Origin of the sequence: Micromonospora nigra, assembly GCF_900091585.1 — a bacterium.
Classification (GTDB): Bacteria; Actinomycetota; Actinomycetes; order Mycobacteriales; family Micromonosporaceae; genus Micromonospora; species Micromonospora nigra.
The window spans coordinates 5368036-5392394 of sequence record NZ_FMHT01000003.1; the positions used below are offsets into that span (position 1 = coordinate 5368036).

Sequence of the window (24359 nt, forward strand, 5' to 3'; positions counted from 1 at the left end):
CCCGCACCGCACACGTCGTCGGCCGTCGTCCCGAGGGCCGGTAGCCGATCGGAGCGGAAGTCAGCGGTAGTTGATCGGCAGGCCCCTGGTGCCGGCGCCCTTCACCGACCGGGTGAGGTTCTTGCCGCTGAGCCACAGGAAGCACTGCACGCCGCGGTTGCCGCTGCTCCACTCCCGCTCGAAGGGGTGGTAGTAGATGGTGCCGGCGCGGTACCGGATGTTGCCGTCGTCGGGCACCTTCGCGTAGCGGGCGATCACCTTCAGGCAGGCCTTGTGGGTCCGCTCGCCGGCCTTGCGGAACGCCGCGTAGCTGGTGTCGGGGGCCTGCCACACGCCGACGAACTCGGCGGTGTGCTTCTTCGTGCAGGAGACGGCGACCATCTCCGTGATGTCGCTCGCCTTCAGCTTCGGGTTGAAGCAGCGGTGCCGCAGCGGTGAGTCGCCGGTCAACGCGCCCTTCAGGCTGGCGGTGCGCAGCACCACCCCCGACTCGTCGAAGGCGCGTAGTTCCGAGGCGTCGCAGCGGAACCAGCGCGAGCCGCCCGTCCAGGCGTCGGGGGAGGGGAACACCACGGCCAGGCCGATGCGGCCGGTACGCCAGTCCGCGCCCAGGGCCCTGCCGGCCTCCCGGTCGCATTCGGCACGCGCGGCGCGCATGGCCTTCGAGTCGACCGCCGGGGGAGTGCCGCCGGCGGCGTGCGCGTCACTGAGGGTGCCGACGTGCAGGGTCTCCACCCGGTGGCTGCTGTCGCAGCCGACCGGCGTGTACGCGCTGAGGTAGCCGACCTCCTGGGCGTGCGAGTGGCAGACCCCGGCCTCCGGTACGAAGGCCACGGGCGTGCCGATCGCCGTCCAGTCGTCGACCAGGTCACCGTCGGTGCCGGTGGGCGTCGTCGAGCAGCCGGTCGCTGCCAGTGCCGCCACCGCGCCCAGCGCGAGACCCCTCAACCAGCGTCGCATCCTCGTCGACCTCCCGTGGTCGGGCCGCACCGCCCCCGCCGGTCGATGTGTGCCACGGAGCGGCAGCATACGGCACGGGGCTCAGGTGATGGGCAGTCCCTTCGGCCCCACGCCCCGCACGGAGCGGGTCAGCTTGCGGTCGTCACTCCACAGGAAGCACCGGACCCCACGGTCGCCCTCCTCCCATTCGCGCTGCGACGGGGGGTAGAAGATGGACCCGGCACGGTAGGGCAGTTCACGGTTGTCCGGCACATCGGCGAACGCGGCGATCAGCGTCATGCACCGCCGGTGGGCCTGCGCCGCGGAGCGGGTGAACTCCTCCCAGCTCATGTCCCGTTCGAGGTAGACGCCCACGAACTCGGCGCGGTGCGGCTCGGTGCACAGCACCGGGGCCATGTAGTTGAGGTTCTCGCCGATCAGTTTCGGATCGAAGCAGCGGTGCAGCAGTGGCGAGTCGCCGATCATCGCCCCGCGCAGGCTGCCGGTGCGGTTGACCGGGCGGGTGTTGTCGATGCTGTCGGTCTCGCTCAGGTCGCAGCGGAACCATCGGGCCCCACCCTTCCAGGCGGGCCCGGACGGCAGGGCGATGGTCAGCGTCAGCCGGGCGGTGTGCCAGTCGCCGCCGAGCAGCAGGCGGGCCCGTTGGTCGCACTCGGCGCGGGCGCCGCGCAGCGTCGGGGTGCCCGGCTCGGGGCGGGGGCCCGCCGCCTCGGGGCCGGTGAAGAAGCCCACGTGCACCGTCTCGGCGAGATGACTGCGGGCGCAGTCGACCGTCTCGTACGTCGCCGCCTGCACGACGGCGGTGGTCCGCGGCAGGCAGACGTCGGTGACGGGGACGAACATCTGCGGTGCGGCCAGTGCCGGCCAGTCGTCGACCAGGTCGCCGTCGGCGCCGCCGGGCCGGACACAGGCGGTCAGCAGGAGCGTCGCCGTGCCGGCCAGTGCCAACGCCGTGAGCCACCGTCGCATCGTCCGCCCTCTCCGGAGCTGACGGCCCCCGGTCGTCGCGGACCGCGCGACGTACCCGCCCTGGGGCCTGCTACCTCCGTCACCGTCCCCGATGGAGTCTTGTCGGGTTTCGGGCGTTCGGCCAGTCGCAGATGCCTCATCGCCGGAATTCCCGTTCAAGACGGCTCATTCTGCACCACTGGTCACCGCCGGGTCACGGGGCGTCCCAGATGGTGCCGGCTGCCGGCGGTGGGTGACCACGTTCGTACACTGGCCCGGTGACCGTACCGCCGCTGATCGTCGCGCCGAGCATCCTCGCCGCCGACTTCGCCCGCCTCGCCGAAGAGGTCCGTGCCGTCGAGGACGCCGCGGACTGGCTGCACGTGGACGTGATGGACAACCACTTCGTGCCGAACCTGACCATCGGCCTGCCGGTGGTGCAGAGCCTGCGTGCCGCGACCCGGCTGCCGTTCGACGTGCACCTGATGATCGACGACCCGCGGCGCTGGGCTCCGGGGTACGCCGACGCCGGGGCGTACAACGTCACGTTCCACGCCGAGGCGTGCGACGACCCGGTGGCCCTGGCCAAGGACCTGCGGGCGGCCGGCGCGAAGGCGGGGCTGGCCATCGACCGGGACACGCCGATCGAGCCGTACCTGGACCTGCTGCCCAGCTTCGACACGCTGCTGGTCATGACGATCAAGGCCGGGTTCGGTGGGCAGCGCTTCATCCCGCAGTTGCTGGACAAGGTCCGCGCCGCCCGCCGGCACGCCGACGCCGGCCACCTCGAACTGCGCATCGAGGTCGACGGCGGCATCGCGGCCGACACGATCGCCCAGGCCGCCGAGGCGGGCGCCGACGCGTTCGTCGCCGGCACCGCCGTCTACGGTGCCGACGACCCCGCCGAGGCCGTGCGCAAGCTGCGGGCGCTCGCGGAACGTGCGGCCGGCGGGGCCTGAGGTGGAGTCGGCCGACGACCGCAAGGACGTCATCCTGGTCGTCGACGACGACCGGGACATCGCCCGGTTCGTCGAGTTCAACCTGCGCCTGCACGGCTTCGACGTGGTCATCGCCGGCGACGGGCAGGAGGCGCTGGACCTCATCGAGCGGCAGCGGCCGGATCTGGCGGTCGTGGACCTGATGATGCCGCGGGTCGACGGCATGGAACTGACCCGACGGCTGCGCGCCGACCCGATGACCGCGGCTCTGCCGGTGATCATGCTGACGGCCAAGGGAATGACGGTCGACAAGGTGCACGGCCTCAGCGCCGGCGCGGACGACTACCTGGTCAAGCCCTTCGACACCGCCGAACTGGTGGCCCGGGTCAGCTCCACGCTGCGCCGCAACAAGGAGTTCCGCGAGGTCTCCCCGCTGACCGGCCTGCCCGGCAACAGCCGGATCCGGCGGGAGATCGCCGACCGGGTCCGCAGCGGCTCGGACTACGCGGTCGGCTACATCGACATCGACCGGTTCAAGAGCGTCAACGACCGGTACGGTTTCGTCCGCGGCGACGACTACATCTCCGCCCTGGCGCGCAGTCTGCACCGGGCGGTGGTCTCGGTGGGGCTGCCGCCGGCGTTCCTCGGCCACGTCGGCGGCGACGACTTCGTCTTCGTCTGCACCCCCGACCAGGTGCTCCCGCTGACCTCCCGGGTGTCGGCCGACTTCGAGAAGGCCGCCGACGCGCTGTACGACCCGGTCGACCGGGAACGCGGCTACGTCGAGTTGAAGGACCGCCGGGGCAACATCCGTCGCGCGGCCCTGGTCACGCTGTCCATCGGGGTGGCCGTGTCGAACACCGACAAGCGCATCGCCGATCCGCTGGACGCGATGACGGTCGCCTCCGAGATGAAGACGGTGGCCAAGAGCCAGCCCGGCTCGTACGTGGCCGTCGATCGGCGGCGCGGTGTCGGTGATCCACATCACCGACATGTGAAGTAGCCCGTTCGGAAGATGAAACGCCGCTGCGATCGTGCAAGACTTCGGGTAGTACCCACCACGCGCTGGCGGGACTCGGTGTAATTCCGAACCGGCGGTGATCCACGGTCCGACCGTGGTAAGCCCGCGACCCGGGAGCGGTTCGTCCGCCCGGTGGACCTGGTGAAACTCCGGGGCCGACGGTTGGGGCGGGCCTACCCGCCCCAGACAGTCCGGATGGGAGACAGCGCGCGGGACGGACGGGCCGTGCCCAGGCCGCTGACCCCAGCGTGCCCACGCCCGCCGGGGCGGCCCCGCCGTACCCGGATCTCCGCCGCCGCGTGTCCGCGGCCCCTATGGCCGACGACTCCCACCGCCCGCGCGCCGGCCGGCGAGCGAGAGGGCAGGGCAGGGCATGGTCTCCGTCGACGAGGCGATGCGGCGCGCGATCGACGTCGCCGCGCGGGGACTCGGCACGACCAGCCCCAATCCCGTCGTGGGCTGCGTGCTGCTCGACGCCGACGGCGAGGTGGTCGGTGAGGGTTTCCACGCCTACGCCGGTGGCCCGCACGCCGAGATCGTCGCCCTCGCGCAGGCCGGCCGTCGGGCCAGGGGCGGCACCGCCGTGGTCACCCTGGAACCCTGCGACCACACCGGGCGCACCGGCCCCTGCAGCAGCGCGCTGGTCCACGCCGGGGTGGCCCGGGTGGTCATCGCCGTGCCGGATCCCAACCCCGTCGCCTCCGGCGGTGCCGCCACCCTGCGCGCCGCCGGGATCCAGGTCGAACTGGGGGTACGCGCCGCCGAGGCGGAGGCCGGCAACGTGGCCTGGCTCACCGCCACGCGGCGGGGCTGGCCGTACGTCATCTGGAAGTACGCCGCCACCCTCGACGGCCGGTCCGCCGCGGCCGACGGCACCAGCATGTGGATCACCTCCGAGGCGGCCCGGATGGACGTGCACGCCCTGCGCGGCACCGTCGACGCCGTGGTCGCCGGGGTGGGCACCGTGCTCACCGACAACCCCCGGCTCACCGCCCGGAACCTGCGCGACGGCACCCTGGCCATCCGGCAGCCGCTGCGGGTGGTGGTCGACTCGGCCGGGCGTACCCCCGCCGACGCCCGGGTCCGCGACGCCGCCGCCCCCACCTGGATCGCCACCGCCGCGCAGGTCGGTGCCGGGCCCGACGGCAGGGTGGACCTGCCGGCGCTGCTCGCCGCCCTGCACGACCGGGGCGTGCGGGCGGTCCTGCTGGAGGGCGGGCCCCGCCTGGCCGGGGCGTTCCTCGCCGCCGGCCTGGTCGACCGGGTCGTCGGCTACGTCGCGCCCCGGCTGCTCGGTGCCGGTCCGACCGCCCTGGTCGACGCCGGGGTGAGCACCATCGCCCAGGCCATCGACCTGGAGATCACCGACGTTACGCAGGTCGGCCCCGACCTGCGGATCACCGCGCTGCCCCGGAAGAGGGAGGGCTAGGCATGTTCACCGGCATCGTCGAGGAACTGGGTGAGGTCGTCGGGGTGACCCCGACGGCGCAGGACTCGGCTCTGGTCGCGGTCCGTGGCCCGCTGGTCACCTCGGACGCCCGGCACGGCGACTCGATCGCGGTCAACGGCGTCTGCCTGACCGTCGTCGACGTCGACGCCGGGGTGTTCACCGCCGACGTGATGGGCGAGACGTTGCGCCGCTCGGCGCTCGGCGGGCTGCGCCCCGGCGACCGGGTCAACCTGGAGCGTGCCGCCGCGCTGGGCAGCCGCCTCGGCGGCCATTTGGTGCAGGGGCACGTCGACGGGGTCGGCGAGGTGCTGTCCCGCGAGCCGGCCGCGCGGTGGGAGACGGTCCGCTTCCGGATGCCCGCCGCCCTGTCCCGGTACGTCGTGGAGAAGGGCTCGATCACCGTCGACGGGGCCTCGCTCACCGTGGCCGAGGTCGGCCCGGACTGGTTCGCCGTCGGGCTGATCCCCACCACCCTGTCGCTGACGACCCTCGGTGCCCGCCGCGTCGGCGACCCGGTGAACCTGGAGGTGGACGTGCTGGCCAAGTACGTCGAGCGGCTGCTCGGCGCCCGGTCCGCCGATGCCGCCGGTCCGCCCGTCGACCTGCCGGGCGTCACCGCCGGGACACCGGCGGTCGCCGGACTCGACGGTGCGGGCGGGGCGGCCTGATGGGCCCCCTCGGTTGGCTGCTGACCGCGCAGGTCGAGGTCGCCGGCTCGCCGGTGCTGGTCCGGGAGGTCGTCGGCAACGTCTTCGGGTTGGGGTCCGCGCTGCTCGGCCTGCGCCGCGTGGTGTGGGCCTGGCCGGTCGGCATGGTCGGCAACGCGCTGCTGTTCACCGTCTTCCTCGGCGGCGCGTTCGCCACCCCGCAGGCACACGACCTGTACGGGCAGGCGGGCCGGCAGTTGTTCTTCTTCGCCGTCAGTCTCTACGGCTGGTGGCGGTGGTCGCGTACCCGTCGCCTCGGCGCGGCACCCGACGGGGCGGCGGTGGCGCCGCGCTGGGCCACCGGCCGGGAACGACTGGGTCTGCTGGTCGCCGCCGTCGCCGGCACCGCCGTGGCGTACCCGGTGCTGGCCGCGCTGGGCTCCTGGGGTCCGCTGCCGGACGCCTGGATCCTCACCGGCAGCCTGCTGGCCACCTACGGCATGGCGCGCGGCCTCGTGGACTTCTGGCTGATCTGGATCGCCGTCGACGCGGTGGGGGTGCCGCTGCTGCTGCGCGGCGGGTTCTATCCCTCGGCGGTGATGTACCTCGTCTACGGCGCGTTCTGCGCCTGGGGCCTCGCCAGTTGGTGGCGTACCTCGCGGCTCGTGGCGACGACCCGCGCCCCGATCCCGTCGACCTACTCGGAGGCCGTCGCATGAGCGAGCGGAGCATCAGGTCAGGACGTGCGGCCCACGGTGGCGCACAGCGGAACGGAGTACCGGCATGACAGCGTTCGCCAGCATCGACCAGGCGGTGGCGGACATCGCCGCCGGCCGGCCCGTCGTCGTGGTCGACGACGAGGACCGGGAGAACGAGGGCGACCTGATCTTCGCCGCCGAACTGGCGACGCCGGAGCTGGTCGCCTTCACGGTGCGCCACACGTCCGGCTTCATCTGCGTGCCGCTCACCGAGAGCGAGTGCGACCGGCTCGACCTGCCGCCCATGCACCACACCAACCAGGACCGGCGGGGCACGGCGTACACGGTGACCGTGGACGCGCGGGAGGGGGTGAGCACCGGCATCTCCGCCGCGGACCGGGCGCACACCATCCGGCTGCTCGCCGACCCCGCCACCGGCCCGGTCGACCTGGCCCGGCCGGGGCACGTGGTGCCGCTGCGCGCCCGCGAGGGCGGGGTGCTGCGCCGTCCCGGGCACACGGAGGCCGCCGTCGACCTGACCCGGCTGGCGGGACTGCGCCCGGCCGGGGTGCTCTGCGAGCTGGTCAACGACGACGGCACCATGATGCGGCTGCCGGATCTGGAGAAGTTCTGCGCCGAGCATTCCCTGACCCTGGTCACCATCGCCGACCTGGTCGCCTACCGGCGGCGTACGGAGAAGCAGGTCGAACTGGTCGCCGACGCCCGCATGCCCACCGAGCACGGCGTGTTCCGGGCGCTGGGCTACCGCGCCGCGCACGACCCGGCCGAGCACGTCGCGCTGGTCATGGGTGACCTCGGCGACGGGCGGGACGTGCTGGTCCGGGTGCACTCGGAGTGCCTCACCGGAGACGTGTTCAGCTCGGTGCGCTGCGACTGCGGCCCCCAGCTGAACGCGGCCCTGGGCCGGGTGGCCGCCGAGGGCCGGGGCGTGGTGCTGTACGTGCGCGGCCACGAGGGGCGCGGGATCGGCCTGCTGCACAAGTTGCAGGCCTACCAGCTCCAGGACCAGGGCCGCGACACCGTCGACGCCAACCTCGACCTCGGCCTGCCCGCCGACGCCCGCGACTACGGCACCGGCGCGCAGATTCTCTACGACCTCGGGGTGCGTTCGATGCGCCTGCTGACCAACAACCCGGCGAAGCGGGCCGGGCTGGAGGGCTACGGCCTGACCGTCACCGGGCGGGAGGGCCTGCCGGTGCGACCGCACCCGGAGAACGTGCGCTACCTGCGCACCAAGCGGGACCGGATGGGTCACCTGATCGAGCAGTTGGACGAGGTGACCGAGGCTCCCATGGGCCGCCCGGTCGCCGGCGACGAGATCGGAGCGTAGCGATGGCGGGTTTCGGCGAACCGGGGGTGAGCACGGTCGACGCCACCGGGATGACGGTGGGCGTGGTCGCTGCGCGGTGGCACGGTGAGCTGACCGACCACATGCTGGGCCGTGCCGTCGCCGCCGCGCAGGCGTGCGGTGCCGCCACCGTGGTGGCGCGGGTGGCCGGCTCGGTGGAGCTGCCGGTGGTGGCGCAGGCCCTCGCCCGCCGCTGCGACGTGGTGGTGGCTCTCGGCGTGGTGGTGCGCGGGGCGACGGCCCACTTCGACTACGTGTGCCGGTCGGTCACCGACGGCCTGACCCGGGTGGCGCTGGACGAGGGCCGGCCGGTGGCGCACGGGGTCCTCACCGTCGACACGATCGAGCAGGCCAGGGATCGGGCCGGGCTGCCCGGCTCGGCGGAGGACAAGGGCTGGGCGGCGACGGTGGCCGCGCTCGACGCCGCCGTGGCGATCCGCACGGTGTCCGCCGGCCCCGCCCAGCGCCTCGGCTTCGGCGGCTGACCGGGCCGCCTCACCGCAGCTCGGGCACCCGTGCCGCTTCGACCAGCCAGGTCTGCTCCAGTTGCTTGAGCGTGCCGTCCGCGGCGAGCTGGCCGACGGCGGCGCTGACGCAGCCGGTCAGCGGGGAGTCCCGGTCGAGCAGCAGCCCGAACGCCTGCGGGGCACCCACCTGGGGCAGCTGCCCGACGACGACCGTGTCGGGGAGGGCGAAGGCGGTGGGCAGGTCGACGACCAGCCCGTCGATCTGGCCGCCGCGCAGGGCCTGCACGGCGGCCTCGTCGCTGTCGAACAGGCGGGGCCGGGTGGTGGGCTCCACCAGGTCGGTGATCGCCTGTTCGCCGGTGCTGCCGGCGCGGGCGCCCAGGCGGGCGTCCCGCAGGTCGGCCAGGGACCGTTTCCCGACGATCGGGGAGGACTTCACGGCGACGACGGTCTGTCGTACCAGGTAGTAGGGCGCGGAGAAGTCGGCGGACCGCTTGCGCTCCTCGCTGATGGCCACCTGGTCGACACCGACGTCGAAGGTCTTCGGCCCCGGCGCGAGGGCGGCGTCGGCCGGCACCCGGGTCCAGGTGACCTCGTCGCGGGCGTACCCGAGCCGGGCGGCCACCGCGTAGGCCACGGCGGCCTCGAAACCCTCACCGGTGGTGGGCCTGTCGTCGACGAACCACGGCCGCTGCGCCGGCTCGCCGGTGGCGACGGTGAGCGTGCCGGGGGTCCGGGTGGGCAGGCTGTCCTTGGTGCACGACGCGGTGGCCTCGGGGGCGGTGGTCGCCACCTCCGGCGGTGTGCAGGCGGTGGCCGCGAGCAGGGCGGCGCCGGCGACGATGAGCGCGACGGTACGGGATGTGCTGGCCATGGCGGACAGCGTAGAGGCACCCTTCGATGCCGTCGACGATCTTCCCAGTATGTCGACGGTAGCCGTCCATCGACGCGACCCATCGACGCCGGTCGCCGTGGCCGCTGACCGGGTGCGGACCCGGTGTGAGCGGCCCACGGTCGGCTGGGAGAATCGCGGGGTGAAGACGTTCGAGGAGTTGTTCGCCGAGCTGCAGGCCAAGGCCGCCGCCGGCACCCCCGGCTCGGGCACGGTCGCCGCGCTGGACAGGGGGGTGCACTTCATCGGCAAGAAGGTCGTCGAGGAGGCCGCCGAATCGTGGATGGCCGCCGAGCACGAGGGGCCGGAACGCACCGCCGAGGAGATCTCCCAACTGCTCTACCAGGTCCAGGTGCTGATGCTCGCCAGCGGCCTCGACCTCAAGGACGTCTACCGACATCTGTGAGTGCGCCCCTCGCTGATCCGACCTGATCGAAGGAGCACTCCCACCATGCTGCGTGTCGCCGTACCCAACAAGGGCGCCCTGGCCGAGAAGGCCGCCCAGATGCTGCGCGAGGCGGGCTACCGCCAGCGCACCGACCCGAAGGACCTCGTCTGCCGCGACGAGGGCAACGACATCGAGTTCTTCTACCTGCGCCCGAAGGACATCGCCACCTACGTCGGCTCGGGTGACCTGGACGTCGGGATCACCGGCCGGGACCTGCTGATCGACTCCGGTGCTCCGGCCGAGGAGGTGGTGGACCTCGACTTCGGCCGGGCCACCTTCCGGTTCGCCGCCCGCCCCGAGGACGTCGACGACGTGCGGGAGCTGGGCGGCCACCGGATCGCCACCGCGTACCCGGGGCTGGTCGAACGGCACCTGGCCGAGCTCGGCGTCAAGGCCGACGTGATCCGCCTCGACGGCGCGGTGGAGAACGCGATCCGGCTCGGCGTCGCCGACGTGGTCGCCGACGTCGTCGAGACCGGCACCACGCTGCGCCAGGCCGGTCTCGTGGTCTTCGGCGAGCCGCTGCTGCGGTCCTCCGCCGTGCTGGTGCGCCGCACCGAGGCCCCCGTGCACCCGCAGTCCGCACAGTTGCTGCGCCGGCTGCACGGCGTGCTCGTGGCCCGCCGCTACGTGATGCTCGCCTACGACGTGCCCGCGGGCCTGCTCGACCGGGCGAGTTCGCTGACGCCGGGAATCGAGTCGCCCACCGTCTCCCCGCTGCACCGTGAGGGCTGGGTGGCCGTGCAGGCGATGGTACGCAGCGACGACGTCCACCGGATCATGGACGAGCTGTACGACCTGGGTGCCCGCGCCATCCTGGTGACCAACATCCACGCCTGCCGGCTGTGACGCCGGTGCCCGGCCGGGTCGGGGTGGCGGCTGTCGCGTTGCCGGCCGTGACACCGGTGCCCGGTGCCGCGGGGTGGCGACGGACGACCCCCGGCGGGTGGCAGACTGGTGGGGTGAGCGCTGTCGAGCCGGTCCGTGTCAAGCCCCGCCGTGTCCGGCTGGTCTGCTGGGTGTCGGCCGCCGCCCTGCTGGTGCTGTTCGGTGCGATGGCCGTCTCGCTGAGCGGGTCCACCGGCAACGGCTACGGCACCTTCCAGCGCGGTGACGGCGTCGCCCTGGCCGGGCTCGGTGTGCTGTTCTCCCTCGGGGTGCTGGCCTTCACCCGACCGAGGGTGGAGGCCGACGGGCGCGGGGTGCGGGTGCGGAACCTGATCGGCTGGTCCGAGGTGCCGTGGGAGGTCGTCCGGGGCGTGCGCTTCGACCGGGGTGCGCCGTGGGCCTCGCTGGAGCTGCACGACGACGAGCTGCTGCCGGTGTTGGCGCTGCAGGCCGTCGACAAGGACCACGCCGTGGACGGCGTGCGCGCTCTGCGCCGGCTGCACCGGGCCCACGCGTCGGTCGTCGCCGGAGGTGCGTGAACTCTTCGTCCGTGCCCCGGCGACGAGGATCCGGCGGGCAGGGTGTAGTGTGGTGGGGTCGACCAGGCTGTCTCCGTGTGCACGGAATCGTGCGCCGAAGGCCGCCATGAAAGTGGAGCGCCTGCTCCCACCCGTAGTCGCCGCCACGGTGGCCGGGTCCGGTCACCGGTTTCGGATACTCTCCGAGGCCGGATGCGCGATCCTGTGATCGTGCCGACCGGTCGAGCGGGCCCTGGCATGTGCCGGGGCCTTCTGCTTTCCGGGGTCGGTTCCCACCCGGGAGCCGCGGGGTCGGCCGTGCAGGAGTTTTCGACTCGAGGAGGCCCCATCAGCGTCGAACCACGCGTGAACGAGCAGATCCGGGCACGTGAGGTCCGACTGGTCGGCCCCGAGGGTGAGCAGGTGGGCATCGTCCCGCTGGAGCGCGCCCTTCAGCTGGCCGCGGACGTCGATCTGGACCTGGTCGAGGTTGCGCCGATGGCGCGCCCGCCGGTGTGCAAGCTCATGGACTTCGGCAAGTTCAAGTACGAGAGCGCACTGAAGGCGCGCGAAGCGCGGCGTAACCAGCAGCAGACCGTCATCAAGGAGATGAAGCTCCGGCCGAAGATCGACCCGCACGACTACGAGACCAAGAAGGGTCACGTGGTGCGGTTCCTCAAGGCGGGCGACAAGGTCAAGGTGACGATCATGTTCCGCGGTCGGGAGCAGAGCCGCCCGGAGCTGGGATACCGGCTCCTGCGCCGGCTCGAGTCCGAGATCACGGAGCTGGGATACGTCGAGGCCGCCCCGAAGCAGGACGGCCGAAACATGATCATGGTTCTCGCTCCGCACCGGGCCGTGAAGGCATCCGCGGTCGCCGCGACGGCGTCCCGTGGCGCCGCCCGGGACCGGACGGCGGACGAGTCCGCCGCTCCGGAAGCTGGCGGGGCCCCGGCGGCCGGCGAGACCGCAGCAGCCGGTGACACCGGCACCGTCGCCGACAACAGCGGCGAGTAACAGGGGAGAAGACGTTTCACATGCCCAAGATGAAGAGCCACACGGGGATGGGTAAGCGGGTCAGGGTGACCGGCAAGGGCAAGATCGTTGCCCAGCAGGCCGGCCTGCGCCACAACCTGGAGAAGAAGTCCTCCACCCGGACCCGTCGGCTGACCGGCACGGTCGAGGTGGCCAAGGCCGATGTCAAGCGCATCAAGAAGCTGCTCGGCCGCTGACGCGCGCCACCTGAGCCCAAGAAGGAGTTGAGATGGCACGCGTCAAGCGGGCTGTGAACGCCCAGAAGAAGCGCCGTACCCTGCTGGAAACCGCGAGCGGTTACCGCGGTCAGCGCTCCCGGCTGTACCGCAAGGCCAAGGAGCAGGTGCTGCACTCGATGCAGTACGCCTACCGGGACCGTCGCGACCGCAAGGGCGACTTCCGGCAGCTGTGGATCCAGCGGATCAACGCGGGTGCCCGCGCCAACGGGATGACCTACAACCGCCTGATCCAGGGCCTGCGCCTGGCCGGCATCGAGGTCGACCGCAAGATCCTGGCCGACATGGCCGTCAACGACGCCGCCTCGTTCGCGGCGATCGTCGAGCTGGCCCGGGCCGCCGTCGCGGCCGAGGGCACCGGTGGCGCCGCGGCCCAGGCCGCCTGATCCCCTGCGTATCGACGACGAGGCGTCCTCCGTCCACGACGGGGGACGCCTCGCCGTGTGACGAGGACACCGATGCCGTTCACACCGCGTACCCCCAGGGTGGTGGCCGCCCGCCGGCTGCACCGCCGCCGCGACCGGGAGGCCACCGGCCGGTTCCTGGCCGAGGGACCGCAGGCGGTCCGTGAGGCCCTGCACCGCCCCGGCACGGTCACCGAGCTGTTCGGCACACCGGCGGCCCTCGACCGGTACGCCGACCTGGCCGCCCGCGCGGCCGGCGCCGACCTGCCCGTCTCCGAGGTGACCGACGAGGCCCTGGCCGCCCTCGCCGAGACCGTCGCCCCGCAGGGCCTGGTCGCGGTCTGCCGGCACCTCGACGTACCCCTGGACGACGCCCTGGAGCGCGGGCCGCGACTGGTGGCCGTGCTCGCCGGGATCCGCGACCCGGGCAACGCCGGAACGGTCCTGCGCACCGCCGACGCCGCCGGGGCCGGGGCGGTGGTGTTCGCCGGCGACGCCGTCGACCCGTACAACGGCAAGTGCGTGCGGGCCTCCGCCGGCAGCCTGTTCCACGTCGACGTGGTCCGCGCCGCCGACCCGGTGGCGGTGGTCGACGGGCTGCGCGCCGCCGGCCTCACCGTGCTCGCCACCACCGGCTACGGCGACGACGACCTGGACGACCTGACCGACGCGGGTCGGCTCGCCGCGCCGACGGCCTGGCTGTTCGGCTCCGAGGCCCACGGCCTGCCCGGGGAGCTGACCGCCGCCGCCGACGCCCGGGTACGGGTGCCGCTGCACGGGCAGGCCGAGAGCCTGAACCTGGCTGCGGCCGCGGCCGTCTGCCTGTACGCTTCAGCGAGAGCGCAGCGGTGACCCTCCACGAGGTCCCGCCAGCACACGACAGGGGAGAGCAACCGCCCATGAACGCGCCACGGCGTTCGTTTACCCAGCCCGCCGGTGTCGGCGGGCGGCGGGCCTGATCCTGCTCCCTGCGCAACTCCCACCGGCGGGCTGCGGCACAGCCGCGCGTCCGTAGACTCGCTTCGCCGCCCGACGAGGGCCGGTGCCGCCGTGAGGGAGTGCCCGTACGCCATGAGCTACCGCAACGATCCGTACGACCCGAAGCAGGTCGCCCTGCTCGACCCGGCCGCCCTGGCCGAGGCCGTCGCCGAGGCCGGGACGGCGTTCGCCGCCGCGACCGACCCGGACGCGCTGACCGCGCTGCGCCCGGCGCACCTGGGTGACCGGTCCCCGGTGTCCCTGGCGCGCCGCGAGATCGGCGCCCTGCCACCGGCGGCGAAGGCCGACGCCGGCAAACGGGTCAACGAGGCCCGGCGGGCCGTCGAGGCCGCGTACGCCGCCCGCGCCGAGGTCCTGCACCGGGAGCAGGCCGCCCGGGTGCTGGTCGAGGAGCGCGTCGACGTCACGCTGCCGCACGACCGGCGTCCACGTGGGGCGCGGCACCCGCTGAGCGTGCTCATGGAGCAGATCAGCGACCTGTTCGTCGGGATGGGCTACGAGGTGGCCGAGGGCCCCGAGGTCGAGCTGGAGTGGACGAACTTCGACGCCCTGAACATCCCCGCCGACCACCCGGCGCGCGGCCTGATGGACACCTTCCACATCGCACCCGAGGGCAGCGGCCTCGTGCTGCGCACCCACACCTCGCCGGTGCAGGCGCGCACCATGCTGTCGCGTAAGCCGCCGATCTACGTGATCTGCCCGGGTCGGGTCTACCGCACAGACGAACTGGACGCCACCCACGCGCCGGTCTTCCACCAGGTCGAGGGCCTGGTGGTCGACGAGGGCATCACCATGGCGCACCTGCGCGGCACCCTCGACCACTTCGCCCGGGCCATGTTCGGGCCCGACGCGAAGACCCGCTTCCGCCCGCACTACTTCCCGTTCACGGAGCCGTCGGCCGAGTTCGACGTGTGGTTCCCGGAGCACCGCGACGGCCCCCGCTGGGTGGAGTGGGGCGGCTGCGGCATGGTCAACCCGCGGGTGTTGCGGGCCTGCGGCATCGACCCGGAGGTCTACTCCGGATTCGCCTTCGGGATGGGCATCGACCGGACGGTGATGTTCCGGCACGGGGTCAGCGACATGCGGGACATGGCCGAGGGCGACGCGCGGTTCACCCGCGCGTTCGGGACCGGGGTGTAGGACGTTGCGGGTCGAGTCACGAAAGACGGTGGTCTGAGTCATGCGAGTTTCTGTCAGTTGGCTGCGGGAGTACGTCGACATCCCGACCGACCTGCCCACCGGCGACCTGGAACAGGCCCTGGTCGACCTCGGCATCGAGGTCGACTCCGTCGTGGACCTGCGGGCCACGGTCACCGGCCCGCTGGTCGTCGGCGAGGTCCGCGAGATCGAGGAGCTGACCGGCTTCAAGAAGCCGATCCGGCACTGCCTGGTCGACGTCGGCGCCGCCAACGGCACCGGCGAGTTGCAGGAGATCGTCTGCGGGGCCCGCAACTTCGCCCCGGGTGACCGGGTCGTGGTGGTGCTGCCCGGCGGTGTGCTGCCCGGCGGCTTCGCCATCGGTGCCCGCAAGACCTACGGCCGGATGTCCGCGGGCATGATCTGCTCGGCCCAGGAGCTGGGCCTGGGCGACGACCACTCCGGCATCATCGTGCTGCCCGCCGACGCCCCCGGCGGGCCGGGCGACGACGCGCGGCCCGTCGTCGGGCTCGACGACGTCGTGCTGGAGTTGGAGATCACCCCCGACCGGGGGTACGCGATGAGCCTGCGCGGCCTGGCCCGTGAGCTGTCACACGCCCTGGACGTGCCGTTCCGCGACCCGGGTCTGGCGGCGGCACCCGGCGCCACCGCCGAACCGGCGTACCCGGTCCAGGTGCGCGACACCGTCGGCTGCGACCGGTTCGCCGCGCGGATGGTGCGCGGCGTCGACCCGACCGCGACCACCCCGGCCTGGATGCGGCAGCGGCTCACCACCGCCGGCATCCGCAGCATCTCCCTGCCCGTCGACATCACCAACTACGTGATGCTCGAACTCGGCCAGCCGATGCACGCCTTCGACGCCGACCGGATCACCGGCCCGCTGGTGGTCCGCCGCGCCGAGGCGGGGGAGAAGCTGACCACGCTCGACGGGGTCGGCCGGGTTCTCGCCGCCGAGGACATGGTCATCTGCGACGACACCGGCCCGATCTCGCTGGCCGCCGTGATGGGCGGGGAGACCAGCGAGGTCGTCGCCGGCACCACCAGCGTGCTGTTCGAGGCGGCGCACTGGGATCCGGTGATGGTGGGGCGCACCGCCCGCCGGCACCGGCTGTTCAGCGAAGCCGCGAAGCGGTGGGAGCGGGGCGTCGACCCGGCGCTGCCGCTGGTCGCGGTCGACCGGGCGGTCCAGCTGCTCACCGTGCACGGTGGCGGCACCGCCGGAACGGAGATCCTGGACGTCGACCACGTGCGGCCGCGTACCCCGGTGACCCTGTCGGTGGACCTGCCGGGCCGCCGGATCGGTGTGGCCTATCCCGCCCAGCGGGTCGTCGCCCTGCTCGAGCGGGTCGGCTGCACCGTGACGCGGGGCGTGGACCGGCTGGCCGAGGACGCCGGCGAGGTGGGTGTCGCGGCCGGCGGCGACGAGGTGCTCGTCGTCACCCCGCCCAGCTGGCGACCCGACCTCTCCGACCCGGCCGACCTGGTCGAGGAGGTGGCCCGCCTCGACGGGTACGACCGGGTGCCGTCGGTGCTGCCGACCGCGCCCCCCGGACGCGGCCTGACCTGGCAGCAGCGTCGCCACCGGGCGGTGTCCCGGTCGCTGGCGGAGCGGGGGTACGTCGAGGTCGTGGCGCACCCGTTCGTCTCCGCCGAGTTGGCCGACCAGCTCGACCTGCCGGCCGACGACCCGCGCCGGCAGGCGGTGCGACTGGCCAATCCACTGTCGGAGGAGGAGCCGCTGCTGCGCACCACGCTGCTCGGTCCGCTGCTCGGCACCGTCCGGCGCAACCTCGGCCGGGGCCTGCGCGACCTGGCGCTGTACGAAATCGGCACGGTCTTCCACCCGCGTCCCGGTGCCGGTGCCCCACCGGCGATGGGCGTGGACCGGCGGCCGACCGACGTCGAGTTCGCCGCGGCCGACGCCGTGGTGCCGCACCAGCCCCGGCACGTCGCGGTGGTGCTCACCGGCGACGTCGAGCCGGCCGGCTGGTGGGGTGCGGGTCGGGCGGCAGGCTGGGCCGACGCCGTCGAAGCCGGCCGGGAGGTGCTGGCCGTCGCGGGCGTCCCGGCCGATCGGGTCGAGGTGCGGGCCGCCGAGTACGCGCCCTGGCACCCCGGCCGGTGCGCCGCGCTGCTGGTCGACGGCGTCGTCGTCGGCCACGCCGGTGAGCTGCACCCGACGGTCCTGGCCACGCTGGAACTGCCCCGGCGCACCAGTGCCATGGAACTGGACCTGGACGCTCTGCCCGCTCCGGACCTGGCGCCCGCGCCGACCGTGTCGACGTTCCCGCCGGCGCTGATCGACGTGGCGTTGGTGCTCGACGCCGGGGTGCCGGCGGCCGAGGTGCGGCGGGCCCTGGCCGAGGGTGCCGGGGACCTGTTGGAGTCGGTGCGCCTGTTCGACGTGTACGCCTCCGAGCAGCTCGGCGTGGGCCGCCGGTCGCTGGCGTACAAGCTCACCTTCCGGGCTCCTGACCGGACGCTGACCGTCGAGGAGGCGGTGGCGGCCCGGGACGCGGCGGTGGCCGTGGCGGCGGAACGGTTCGGCGCCACCCTGCGCGGCGTCTGATCCTCGGTGCCCGGGTCCTCGCGAGCGACGCGGGGACCCGGGCACCGGTCGGCGTTCTAGGTGCTGGAGCTGTCGACGACGTTCGCCGGATGGTAGGCATGAGCTGTTGTCGGCATTCGTACAAGGGAAGCTGCCGCGGGTCGGCGAGTGCATAGAGTCCTCCGACAGTCGCAGGACGAGAGGCACTCATGTCGGATTCCCCTTCTGAGCAACTCCTGACGTCGGTGCAGGACGCGGTGATCCAGGCCTACTACCCGGATCGGGTCCGGGCTGCGGCCGGGGCCCGAACTCGGGCACAGGCGGCCCAGTCCGTGGTGACGGTGTTCGCTGGGGCGTTGGTGGCGACGTTCACACTGACTTCGCTGGCCACCACCGCGACGGCGACGCGGATCGCCGCCTGTGCCGCGGTGGCGTTGTGGCTCGGCGCCGCGACCCTCTACGTCCGGGCAATCGCCACGGTCGTACCGCCACCGCCGACGGCAGCACGGCAGGCGCGCAACGCCCAGACGCTGATTGAGGAGGTTCTCAAGAGAGGAGATGCGGAGGCGCGGCAGGTTGACCGGCGACAGTCGGTGGCGAACGGGCTGTCGGTCCTCGCGCTCGCGGCGACCTTGCTGACCTTCAGCCTCGCGCTGTTCGTCGAACACCCGGACAAGTCGCGCCGGGGTGTCCTCATTCTCAAGTCGGACGCGCGGGTGAGCCTCGCTGCCCTGTGTGGGGCGGAGGTGAGCAGGGTCGAAGGCGAGATCGACGTGCTGTCGGTACGGAGTCAGTTCGTTGCGGTCACATTGTTCAGCTGCGGTGACCGCCGCGATGTCAAGGTGCGCATTCCGAGGAACTCGGTGTCGGTACTGCTTACGAAGGAGAGCTGAGCTGTGACCCTTGGCAGCGATCCCACCCTGCTCATTGTCCGGGGTGCACCCTCGGTGGCATCCGCTGTCGGTGAGCTGGCGACTTCGTGTCTGGCAGCCGTCGCCAGGCTCCACCGGGCAGGCGGGGCGCTGGACGCCGTAATCCTCATCGGCAACCTGACGATGTCAGCGGACTTCAGCGAGTACGCCACGGTGTCTGAGCTGGTAGATCGGATCCTGACCGAGTGCTGTAACGCTCCGGTGCCCACGGAACTGCCTGCGGTGCTGGCTGTGCCCGGGCCCGGAGACCGACTGCCGATGCCTTCCGCGCTGGTGACCGTGCGATCCCTCACCGACCTTTGGCCCATGGTACGGGACAGCTTCTGGAACGACGAGACCCCTGATGTGCGGGAAGCGATCCGGACGGGGTTCCGGCCCTTCATCGAGTGGTACGACGGGTACGCGACAGAGGCCAGCTGGCGGCCGGGGCTGTTGCCCGGAGAAGGCGGGCTGGTGATCGGCACCGAGGGGCGCAGGCTCGGGCTGGCAACCGTCAACAGCGCCTTTCGCATGATCGCTTCCGATGCGACGACGGATCTCGCCGAGGTGAGCCAGCGGCAAGTGGAAGCGGCGACTGGAGCATGGGAGGGGCCAGTCGAGGCTGTCGCCGTCTTTGCGCCCCTGACGGCTGAACTGCCCGAGGTGGTGAGTTCTCCGGTGGTGGCGATCGCCGGGGGCGTCGGTACTGGAGAAGTGGCCGAGTGGTGGGCTGTCGAATCCGGTGCCCATCTTCTCGTCGCTGACACCGGAGTGAATGGTGCCGTTCGGCTGACCGAGCTCGATGGTCGCGCAGCCGCAGTGGCCCGGCGTCGTCCGGCTGCGACCTCCACTGTGATGATCGACGAACCGGAGGCGGTCGTTGCCTCGGTGACCTCCGCGACGAGAGATCTGCTTGCCGAGTTGGATCTGGCCTTGGCCACCGGCCACGCGGTTCTCGTGCTGACTTCTGGAATAGAGAGCGAGTCGAAGGGGGAGTGGTCGAGCCCGTTGGGTAGCGCGGACGACGTCTTCGAGGCGCTGGTGACACAGCTACCCGCGGATGTCACCGGTGGGCGGGTAGCCCTGGCCACGGTGATGCAACGCCTGCGGCAGACGGATCCCTCGCTGGTGAGACGCACCATCGCCGGCATGCTCGTCAGCGACGGCTCGATGCTCAACGAAACCGCACTGCGCCTGCTCCTGGCACCGTGGTACCGGGTGTACGACTGCACGGGGACGAACATATTCCAGGACCTTTCTATGCGTATGGACATCGATGCCAACATGGTGATCGTTGACGCGTACCGGGATCCGCCCGGCCGGGGCCGACCACAACTCGAGGTGGTGGCGATGAATGGCATCGCCCCGGGCAACGCCGCCGCTCCGGTCAGCTTCGACATCGACGACCGGGGGCGCGGGTGGCGGGCCCAGTGGTTCCGCCAGATGAAGGCGGACGCGATAACACATCCGGTGGTGTTCGCGGCCGGTGCGCTGAGCAGCGGGCACCTGTCGCTCTACCTCGACGCGCTGATCTCTGACAGTGACATCAAGTCCCCTTACCCCCGTTTCGTGGTGGCCCCGGGGTCGGATCCGACCGCTCTGTGGAAACTGGCCGGCGGTGGATGTGCCCATATCCAGGCAAGCCTCGCCGAGGTAGCTCGGGAGCGGCTGGGGATGACGAGGGAACCAATGCGGCGGGGCCGTCAGCTCCGCGCCCGGATGCGTTCCGTCCTCGACACCAACGCAGGTGTGCAGCTGGTGTCGACATTGCTGGAAGCGGCACCGCCGGGTGACCCCTTCTACCTGCGTGGTACGGATCCCACCTGGGGTGACGTCAAGGAGGAGATCCCAGCGACCCTCTCGTCCCTTGGTGCAATGGTCGAACGGGCGGATGCGGGAGGGGCCCGGAAGCCGGTAGTGGTCCTCAACGACCGCTCCGGCACCGGCAAGTCGACGACGTTGATGCAGTTCGCGGTTACGCTGCACGCCCGTGGCTTGGCAGTGGGATGGGTGGACAGGGCGACCACCAGGTCGAGCCATGACGTTCTCAACGAGTGCCTCGAACTGGGCTTGGACGCCGTTCTCATCGACGACGTGGACATCTTCGGTGCGGAAGCGGCACGACTGATGACGCGGCTGGGCCAGCGAGGCAACGTCCTCGTGGCCGCCACCATCCGCAGTACCCGGGGCCACCTTCTCGACGGGGTGCCCGGGCTGGTCCGGGTACCACCGTTGCGACTGACCGACGACGACCTGAACGCCCTGGTGCACCGACTGGAATCGTTCCGGCAACTTGGCAAGCTCAAGCAGTACAGGCTGCATGACGCACGGGTGGAGCGGTTGCGTCAGGTCTCTGACCGTGACCTGATGGCGGCGATGGTGGAGGTGATCACCGGCTACCGGTTCGAAGAGCGGGTCAGCAGCGAGTTCGCTCAGCTCGACGCCCGTGAACGAGACATCTATGCGACGGTGTGCCTGTTCGAGGCCCTGCAGTACGAGGATCGCTCGCTGACCCTGCCGCAGAACGCCCTACTGCAGATCGCCTCGGACGGGCCACCCGATCCAGGCGTCAACCGCGCCATCGAGAGGCTCGTCTCGGGCCGCAGAATGCTGGTGCGCCGGGAGTCGGGCCACATCCGCACCCGGCACCGCGTCGTTGCCGAGGCGATGGAGAAGTTCATTCGGGATGACAAGGTCTACTTTCAGGAACTCCTTGAGCGGCTGCTGCTGTTCTACGTGCAACGCGGCGCTGGCATCACGAACCGTAACGATCCGACGCGGCGGGCCATGGTGGCCCTGATCAATCACCGAGTGATGATCAAGTCCGGACTTCCGGTCAAGTCGGTACGGGACATCTACCACCTGCTGCACGACTACCTCAAGGATGACTTCCACTACTGGCTCCAATGCGGCTCGTACGAGCTCGAGCAGCGCAACCTCGATCTTGCTGCGACGTTCCTGGAGACCTCCCGCGGATGCGAGGGTGGGCAGAACCACTTCAAGGTCGTCACGACCTGGGCCATGGTTTACCTGCGACTGGCTATTCAGAACCCGTCTGACGTGGGCCGGCACGACGAGGCGGTCGACGCGTTCCGGGAGCTTGAGCGGATCGCCTTGCAGGAAGGCGCCCGATCGCCGCACACGATCGTGACGATCATCAAGGATGGAACCCACTGGCTGCAGCGTGGAACGTTCTTCACGAACGACGAGCGACAGAACACGGCTCGTCGCATCCTGCGTTGGATTGAGGTTGGGCATCGCCTGTTGGACATGAACGGCGAGTTCCGGGCGGCGGCGAATCGCTGCACCGGCCCCTTGGAGCGGATGGTCCGAGCGGACGAGGACGAAGAAGACGTCTCGATTCCGCTGTAACGAGCGTCGTCAAGCGTGCACAGCGGGATGCCGCGGTTCGCGGTGCCGGTCCGCATGCGGAGGGTGGGGTAGGAGCGCTTCGACCCTGAGTATTTCCATACAGCATGACGCATGAACTTGCAGCGGCGGCCCGGAGGGGCTAGCCTCACTGCATAGTCATGCGGAGGTAGGTATGGGAATCCGAGTCGCGGTCGCCGGGGCGAGCGGCTACGCTGGTGGCGAGCTGCTGCGCCTGGTCGCCGGGCACCCCGAGTTCGACCTGGTCGCCGCCACCGCACACAGCCAGGCAGGGCACCGCGTCGACACCGTGCACCCCCAGCTGACCGGGCTGGATCTGGTGCTCGGCGAGACCGACGCCGACCGGCTGGCCGACGCCGACCTGGTCTTCCTCGCCCTGCCGCACGGCGAGTCCGCCGCCCTCGCGGCACGCCTGCCAGCCGAGGTGCGCATCGTCGACCTCGGGGCCGACCACCGGCTCGCCGACCCCTACGACTGGGCCAACTACTACGGCGGCACCCATGCCGGCCCGTGGACCTACGGCCTGCCGGAACTGCCCGGTCAGCGGGAGCTGATCGCCGCCTCCACCCGGGTCGCCAACACCGGTTGCTACGCCGCCACCATCACCCTCGCCCTCGCCCCGCTGATCGCCGCCGGTGCCGCCGAGCCCGCCGACGTGGTGGTCGTGGCCGCGTCGGGCACCTCGGGCGCCGGCCGGGCCGCCAAGGCGCACCTGCTGGCCAGCGAGGTGATGGGCGACCTGTCGCCCTACCGGGTGGGGGCCCACCAGCACGTACCCGAGATAAAGCAGGCCACCGCCGCGACCAGCCTGTCGTTCACCCCCGTCCTCGCGCCGATGCCGCGCGGCATCCTGGCCACGGTGACCGCCGTGCCGGCGCGGGGGGTCGACCCACGGACGGTGCTCGCCGAGGCGTACGCGGACGCGCCGTTCGTGCATGTGCTGCCCGAGGGGCGGTGGCCGCACACCGCCGCCACCCTCGGCTCGAACTCCTGCCACCTGCAGGCCACCGTCGACGTCGACTCGCGCCGGATGATCGTGGTCGGGGCGCTCGACAACCTCGGCAAGGGCGCCGCCGGGCAGGCGGTGCAGAACGCCAACATCATGCTCGGCCTGCCCGAGACCACGGGCCTGTCCGTCTGGGGGACCGCGCCATGACCGTCACGACGCCTCGTGGGTTCCGGGCGGCCGGGGTGGCCGCCGGGCTGAAGGGCAGCGGCGCCGCCGACGTCGCCGTCGTGGTCAACGACGGTCCTGACGCCGGGGTGGCCGGGGTGTTCACCGCCAACCGGGTCAAGGCCGCGCCGGTGCTCTGGACCCAGCAGGTGGTCCGGGGCGGCGTGGTCCGGGCCGTGGTGCTCAACTCGGGTGGGGCCAACGCCTGCACCGGCCCGGCCGGCTTCCAGGACACCCACGCCACCGCCGAGGACGCCGCCGCCACGCTCACCTCGACCAGTTCCCGGCTGATGCTCGGCGCGGGTGAGGTGGCGGTCTGCTCGACCGGCCTCATCGGGGAGCGGCTGCCGATGGGCAGGCTGCTGCCGGGCGTGCGGGCCGCGATCCGGGGCCTGGCCCGCGACGGTGGGCAGGCCGCCGCCGAGGCCATCATGACCACGGACACCCGACCGAAGACCACCGTGGCGTACGGCAGCGGCTGGACCGTCGGCGGCATGGCCAAGGGCGCCGGCATGTTGGCCCCGGCCATGGCCACCATGCTCTGCGTGCTGACCACCGACGCGGTGGCCGGCCCCGACGCCCTCGACGCGGCCCTGCGCGCGGCCACCCGGGTCACCTTCGACCGGGTCGACTCCGACGGTTGCATGTCCACCAACGACACGGTGCTCCTGCTGGCCAGCGGTGCCTCCGGCATCGAGCCGACCGGGGCGGAACTGACGGTGGCGGTCACGGCGGCCTGCCACGACCTGGCCCAGCAGTTGCTCGCCGACGCCGAGGGCGCCACCAAGCAGATCGCGATCGACGTGGTCGGTGCGGCCGGCGAGGACGACGCGGTCGAGGTGGGCCGCAGCGTGGCCCGCAACAACCTGGTGAAGACCGCGTTGTTCGGCAACGACCCGAACTGGGGGCGGATCCTCGCCGCCGTGGGCACCACCACCGCCGCCTTCGAACCCGACGCCGTCGACGTGGCGGTGAACGGGGTCTGGGTCTGCCGGGGCGGGGCCGCCGCCGAGGACCGGTCGAAGGTGGACCTCACCGGCCGCGACGTCACCATCCGCATCGACCTGCACGCCGGCACGGCCGAGGCGACGGTGTGGACCAACGACCTGTCGCACGCCTACGTCCACGAGAACTCGGCGTATTCAACGTGAGCGCGAGGAACGCAGCGCAGCGGAGTCCCGCAGTCGTGAACGAAGGGTTGGCCCGGTGAGCGCGAGGAATGCAGCGCAGCGGAGTCCCGCAGTCGTGAACGAAGGGTCG

Annotated in this window: 23 protein-coding genes and 1 riboswitch; of the genes, 20 read left to right on the forward strand and 3 right to left on the reverse strand. The window is 72.0% G+C overall.

Going from position 1 to position 24359, the window contains the following annotated elements:
* Positions 1–60: 60 nt before the first annotated feature.
* Complete coding sequence (locus GA0070616_RS23645; protein ID WP_425412969.1) at positions 61–960, reverse strand: septum formation family protein; 900 nt, start codon at positions 958–960, stop codon at positions 61–63.
* Between the two features lie 81 nt (positions 961–1041).
* Complete coding sequence (locus GA0070616_RS23650) at positions 1042–1929, reverse strand: septum formation family protein (RefSeq protein WP_091087452.1); 888 nt, start codon at positions 1927–1929, stop codon at positions 1042–1044.
* Between the two features lie 257 nt (positions 1930–2186).
* Here GA0070616_RS23650 and rpe point away from each other — a divergent pair, with 257 nt between their 5' ends.
* The 7 genes from rpe (at position 2187) to ribH (ending at position 8516) form a co-directional block, all read left to right on the forward strand.
* Positions 2187–2867: a ribulose-phosphate 3-epimerase gene (rpe, locus tag GA0070616_RS23655; RefSeq protein ID WP_091087456.1), complete on the forward strand. Its 681-nt coding sequence runs from the start codon at positions 2187–2189 to the stop codon at positions 2865–2867.
* A gap of 1 nt (position 2868) precedes the next feature.
* On the forward strand, positions 2869–3849 hold the full coding sequence (locus GA0070616_RS23660; RefSeq protein WP_245712868.1) for a response regulator: 981 nt from the start codon (positions 2869–2871) through the stop codon (positions 3847–3849).
* A 57-nt stretch (positions 3850–3906) separates the two neighbouring features.
* Positions 3907–4078: riboswitch (FMN riboswitch) on the forward strand.
* A gap of 162 nt (positions 4079–4240) precedes the next feature.
* Positions 4241–5296, forward strand: coding sequence for a bifunctional diaminohydroxyphosphoribosylaminopyrimidine deaminase/5-amino-6-(5-phosphoribosylamino)uracil reductase RibD (ribD, locus tag GA0070616_RS23665; RefSeq protein ID WP_091087462.1), 1056 nt, complete (start codon positions 4241–4243; stop codon positions 5294–5296).
* A 2-nt stretch (positions 5297–5298) separates the two neighbouring features.
* Positions 5299–5985, forward strand: coding sequence for a riboflavin synthase (locus GA0070616_RS23670; RefSeq protein WP_091087467.1), 687 nt, complete (start codon positions 5299–5301; stop codon positions 5983–5985).
* Positions 5985–6683: a nicotinamide riboside transporter PnuC gene (gene pnuC / locus GA0070616_RS23675; RefSeq protein ID WP_091087470.1), complete on the forward strand. Its 699-nt coding sequence runs from the start codon at positions 5985–5987 to the stop codon at positions 6681–6683. Before GA0070616_RS23670 ends, pnuC begins: the two co-directional genes overlap by 1 nt.
* A 64-nt stretch (positions 6684–6747) precedes the next feature.
* A complete protein-coding gene (locus GA0070616_RS23680; RefSeq protein ID WP_091087476.1) occupies positions 6748–8013 on the forward strand; it encodes a bifunctional 3,4-dihydroxy-2-butanone-4-phosphate synthase/GTP cyclohydrolase II in 1266 nt (421 codons plus the stop codon).
* Positions 8014–8015: 2 nt separating this feature from the next.
* Complete coding sequence (gene ribH, locus GA0070616_RS23685) at positions 8016–8516, forward strand: 6,7-dimethyl-8-ribityllumazine synthase (protein ID WP_091087480.1); 501 nt, start codon at positions 8016–8018, stop codon at positions 8514–8516.
* 10 nt (positions 8517–8526) lie between these two features.
* On the opposite strand, the gene GA0070616_RS23690 is transcribed toward ribH, so the two are convergent.
* On the reverse strand, positions 8527–9372 hold the full coding sequence (locus tag GA0070616_RS23690) for an ABC transporter substrate-binding protein (protein ID WP_091087483.1): 846 nt from the start codon (positions 9370–9372) through the stop codon (positions 8527–8529).
* A gap of 160 nt (positions 9373–9532) precedes the next feature.
* Here GA0070616_RS23690 and GA0070616_RS23695 point away from each other — a divergent pair, with 160 nt between their 5' ends.
* The 13 genes from GA0070616_RS23695 (at position 9533) to argJ (ending at position 24250) form a co-directional block, all read left to right on the forward strand.
* Positions 9533–9796: a phosphoribosyl-ATP diphosphatase gene (locus GA0070616_RS23695; protein ID WP_091091480.1), complete on the forward strand. Its 264-nt coding sequence runs from the start codon at positions 9533–9535 to the stop codon at positions 9794–9796.
* A gap of 45 nt (positions 9797–9841) precedes the next feature.
* A complete protein-coding gene (gene hisG, locus GA0070616_RS23700; RefSeq protein ID WP_091087487.1) occupies positions 9842–10687 on the forward strand; it encodes an ATP phosphoribosyltransferase in 846 nt (281 codons plus the stop codon).
* Between the two features lie 113 nt (positions 10688–10800).
* Positions 10801–11265, forward strand: a complete 465-nt coding sequence (locus tag GA0070616_RS23705) for a PH domain-containing protein (protein WP_091087492.1) — start codon at positions 10801–10803, stop codon at positions 11263–11265.
* Positions 11266–11610: 345 nt separating this feature from the next.
* On the forward strand, positions 11611–12261 hold the full coding sequence (gene infC / locus GA0070616_RS23710) for a translation initiation factor IF-3 (RefSeq protein ID WP_091087496.1): 651 nt from the start codon (positions 11611–11613) through the stop codon (positions 12259–12261).
* A gap of 20 nt (positions 12262–12281) precedes the next feature.
* A complete protein-coding gene (rpmI, locus tag GA0070616_RS23715; protein ID WP_091087499.1) occupies positions 12282–12476 on the forward strand; it encodes a 50S ribosomal protein L35 in 195 nt (64 codons plus the stop codon).
* A gap of 32 nt (positions 12477–12508) precedes the next feature.
* A complete protein-coding gene (gene rplT / locus GA0070616_RS23720) occupies positions 12509–12901 on the forward strand; it encodes a 50S ribosomal protein L20 (RefSeq protein WP_091087503.1) in 393 nt (130 codons plus the stop codon).
* Positions 12902–12973: 72 nt separating this feature from the next.
* Positions 12974–13771 (forward strand): TrmH family RNA methyltransferase, encoded by a 798-nt coding sequence (locus tag GA0070616_RS23725; protein ID WP_091087506.1) that lies wholly within the window; start codon positions 12974–12976, stop codon positions 13769–13771.
* Positions 13772–13990: 219 nt separating this feature from the next.
* On the forward strand, positions 13991–15058 hold the full coding sequence (gene pheS / locus GA0070616_RS23730) for a phenylalanine--tRNA ligase subunit alpha (protein WP_091087509.1): 1068 nt from the start codon (positions 13991–13993) through the stop codon (positions 15056–15058).
* A 40-nt stretch (positions 15059–15098) separates the two neighbouring features.
* Positions 15099–17645, forward strand: a complete 2547-nt coding sequence (pheT, locus tag GA0070616_RS23735) for a phenylalanine--tRNA ligase subunit beta (RefSeq protein WP_091087513.1) — start codon at positions 15099–15101, stop codon at positions 17643–17645.
* Positions 17646–17833: 188 nt separating this feature from the next.
* Positions 17834–18517 (forward strand): hypothetical protein, encoded by a 684-nt coding sequence (locus GA0070616_RS23740; RefSeq protein ID WP_091087516.1) that lies wholly within the window; start codon positions 17834–17836, stop codon positions 18515–18517.
* Between the two features lie 3 nt (positions 18518–18520).
* The gene (locus tag GA0070616_RS23745; RefSeq protein ID WP_091087520.1) at positions 18521–21907 is read left to right on the forward strand and encodes a P-loop NTPase; all 3387 of its coding nucleotides are present in this window, start codon (positions 18521–18523) and stop codon (positions 21905–21907) included.
* Positions 21908–22079: 172 nt separating this feature from the next.
* The gene (gene argC / locus GA0070616_RS23750) at positions 22080–23081 is read left to right on the forward strand and encodes an N-acetyl-gamma-glutamyl-phosphate reductase (RefSeq protein ID WP_091087523.1); all 1002 of its coding nucleotides are present in this window, start codon (positions 22080–22082) and stop codon (positions 23079–23081) included.
* Entirely contained in the window at positions 23078–24250 is a 1173-nt protein-coding gene (gene argJ, locus GA0070616_RS23755) for a bifunctional glutamate N-acetyltransferase/amino-acid acetyltransferase ArgJ (RefSeq protein WP_091087526.1), read from the forward strand. The genes argC and argJ overlap by 4 nt, the downstream gene beginning before the upstream one ends.
* Positions 24251–24359 lie beyond the last annotated feature (109 nt).

Coding starts and splice junctions, on each gene's coding strand:
- GA0070616_RS23645 (WP_425412969.1), bottom strand. CDS start 960: ATGCGACGCTGGTTGAGGGGTCTCGCGCTGGGCGCGGTGGCGGCACTG.
- GA0070616_RS23650 (WP_091087452.1), bottom strand. CDS start 1,929: ATGCGACGGTGGCTCACGGCGTTGGCACTGGCCGGCACGGCGACGCTC.
- ribD (WP_091087462.1), top strand. CDS start 4,241: ATGGTCTCCGTCGACGAGGCGATGCGGCGCGCGATCGACGTCGCCGCG.
- GA0070616_RS23670 (WP_091087467.1), top strand. CDS start 5,299: ATGTTCACCGGCATCGTCGAGGAACTGGGTGAGGTCGTCGGGGTGACC.
- pnuC (WP_091087470.1), top strand. CDS start 5,985: ATGGGCCCCCTCGGTTGGCTGCTGACCGCGCAGGTCGAGGTCGCCGGC.
- GA0070616_RS23680 (WP_091087476.1), top strand. CDS start 6,748: ATGACAGCGTTCGCCAGCATCGACCAGGCGGTGGCGGACATCGCCGCC.
- ribH (WP_091087480.1), top strand. CDS start 8,016: ATGGCGGGTTTCGGCGAACCGGGGGTGAGCACGGTCGACGCCACCGGG.
- GA0070616_RS23690 (WP_091087483.1), bottom strand. CDS start 9,372: ATGGCCAGCACATCCCGTACCGTCGCGCTCATCGTCGCCGGCGCCGCC.
- hisG (WP_091087487.1), top strand. CDS start 9,842: ATGCTGCGTGTCGCCGTACCCAACAAGGGCGCCCTGGCCGAGAAGGCC.
- rpmI (WP_091087499.1), top strand. CDS start 12,282: ATGCCCAAGATGAAGAGCCACACGGGGATGGGTAAGCGGGTCAGGGTG.
- rplT (WP_091087503.1), top strand. CDS start 12,509: ATGGCACGCGTCAAGCGGGCTGTGAACGCCCAGAAGAAGCGCCGTACC.
- GA0070616_RS23725 (WP_091087506.1), top strand. CDS start 12,974: ATGCCGTTCACACCGCGTACCCCCAGGGTGGTGGCCGCCCGCCGGCTG.
- pheS (WP_091087509.1), top strand. CDS start 13,991: ATGAGCTACCGCAACGATCCGTACGACCCGAAGCAGGTCGCCCTGCTC.
- pheT (WP_091087513.1), top strand. CDS start 15,099: ATGCGAGTTTCTGTCAGTTGGCTGCGGGAGTACGTCGACATCCCGACC.
- GA0070616_RS23740 (WP_091087516.1), top strand. CDS start 17,834: ATGTCGGATTCCCCTTCTGAGCAACTCCTGACGTCGGTGCAGGACGCG.
- argC (WP_091087523.1), top strand. CDS start 22,080: ATGGGAATCCGAGTCGCGGTCGCCGGGGCGAGCGGCTACGCTGGTGGC.
- argJ (WP_091087526.1), top strand. CDS start 23,078: ATGACCGTCACGACGCCTCGTGGGTTCCGGGCGGCCGGGGTGGCCGCC.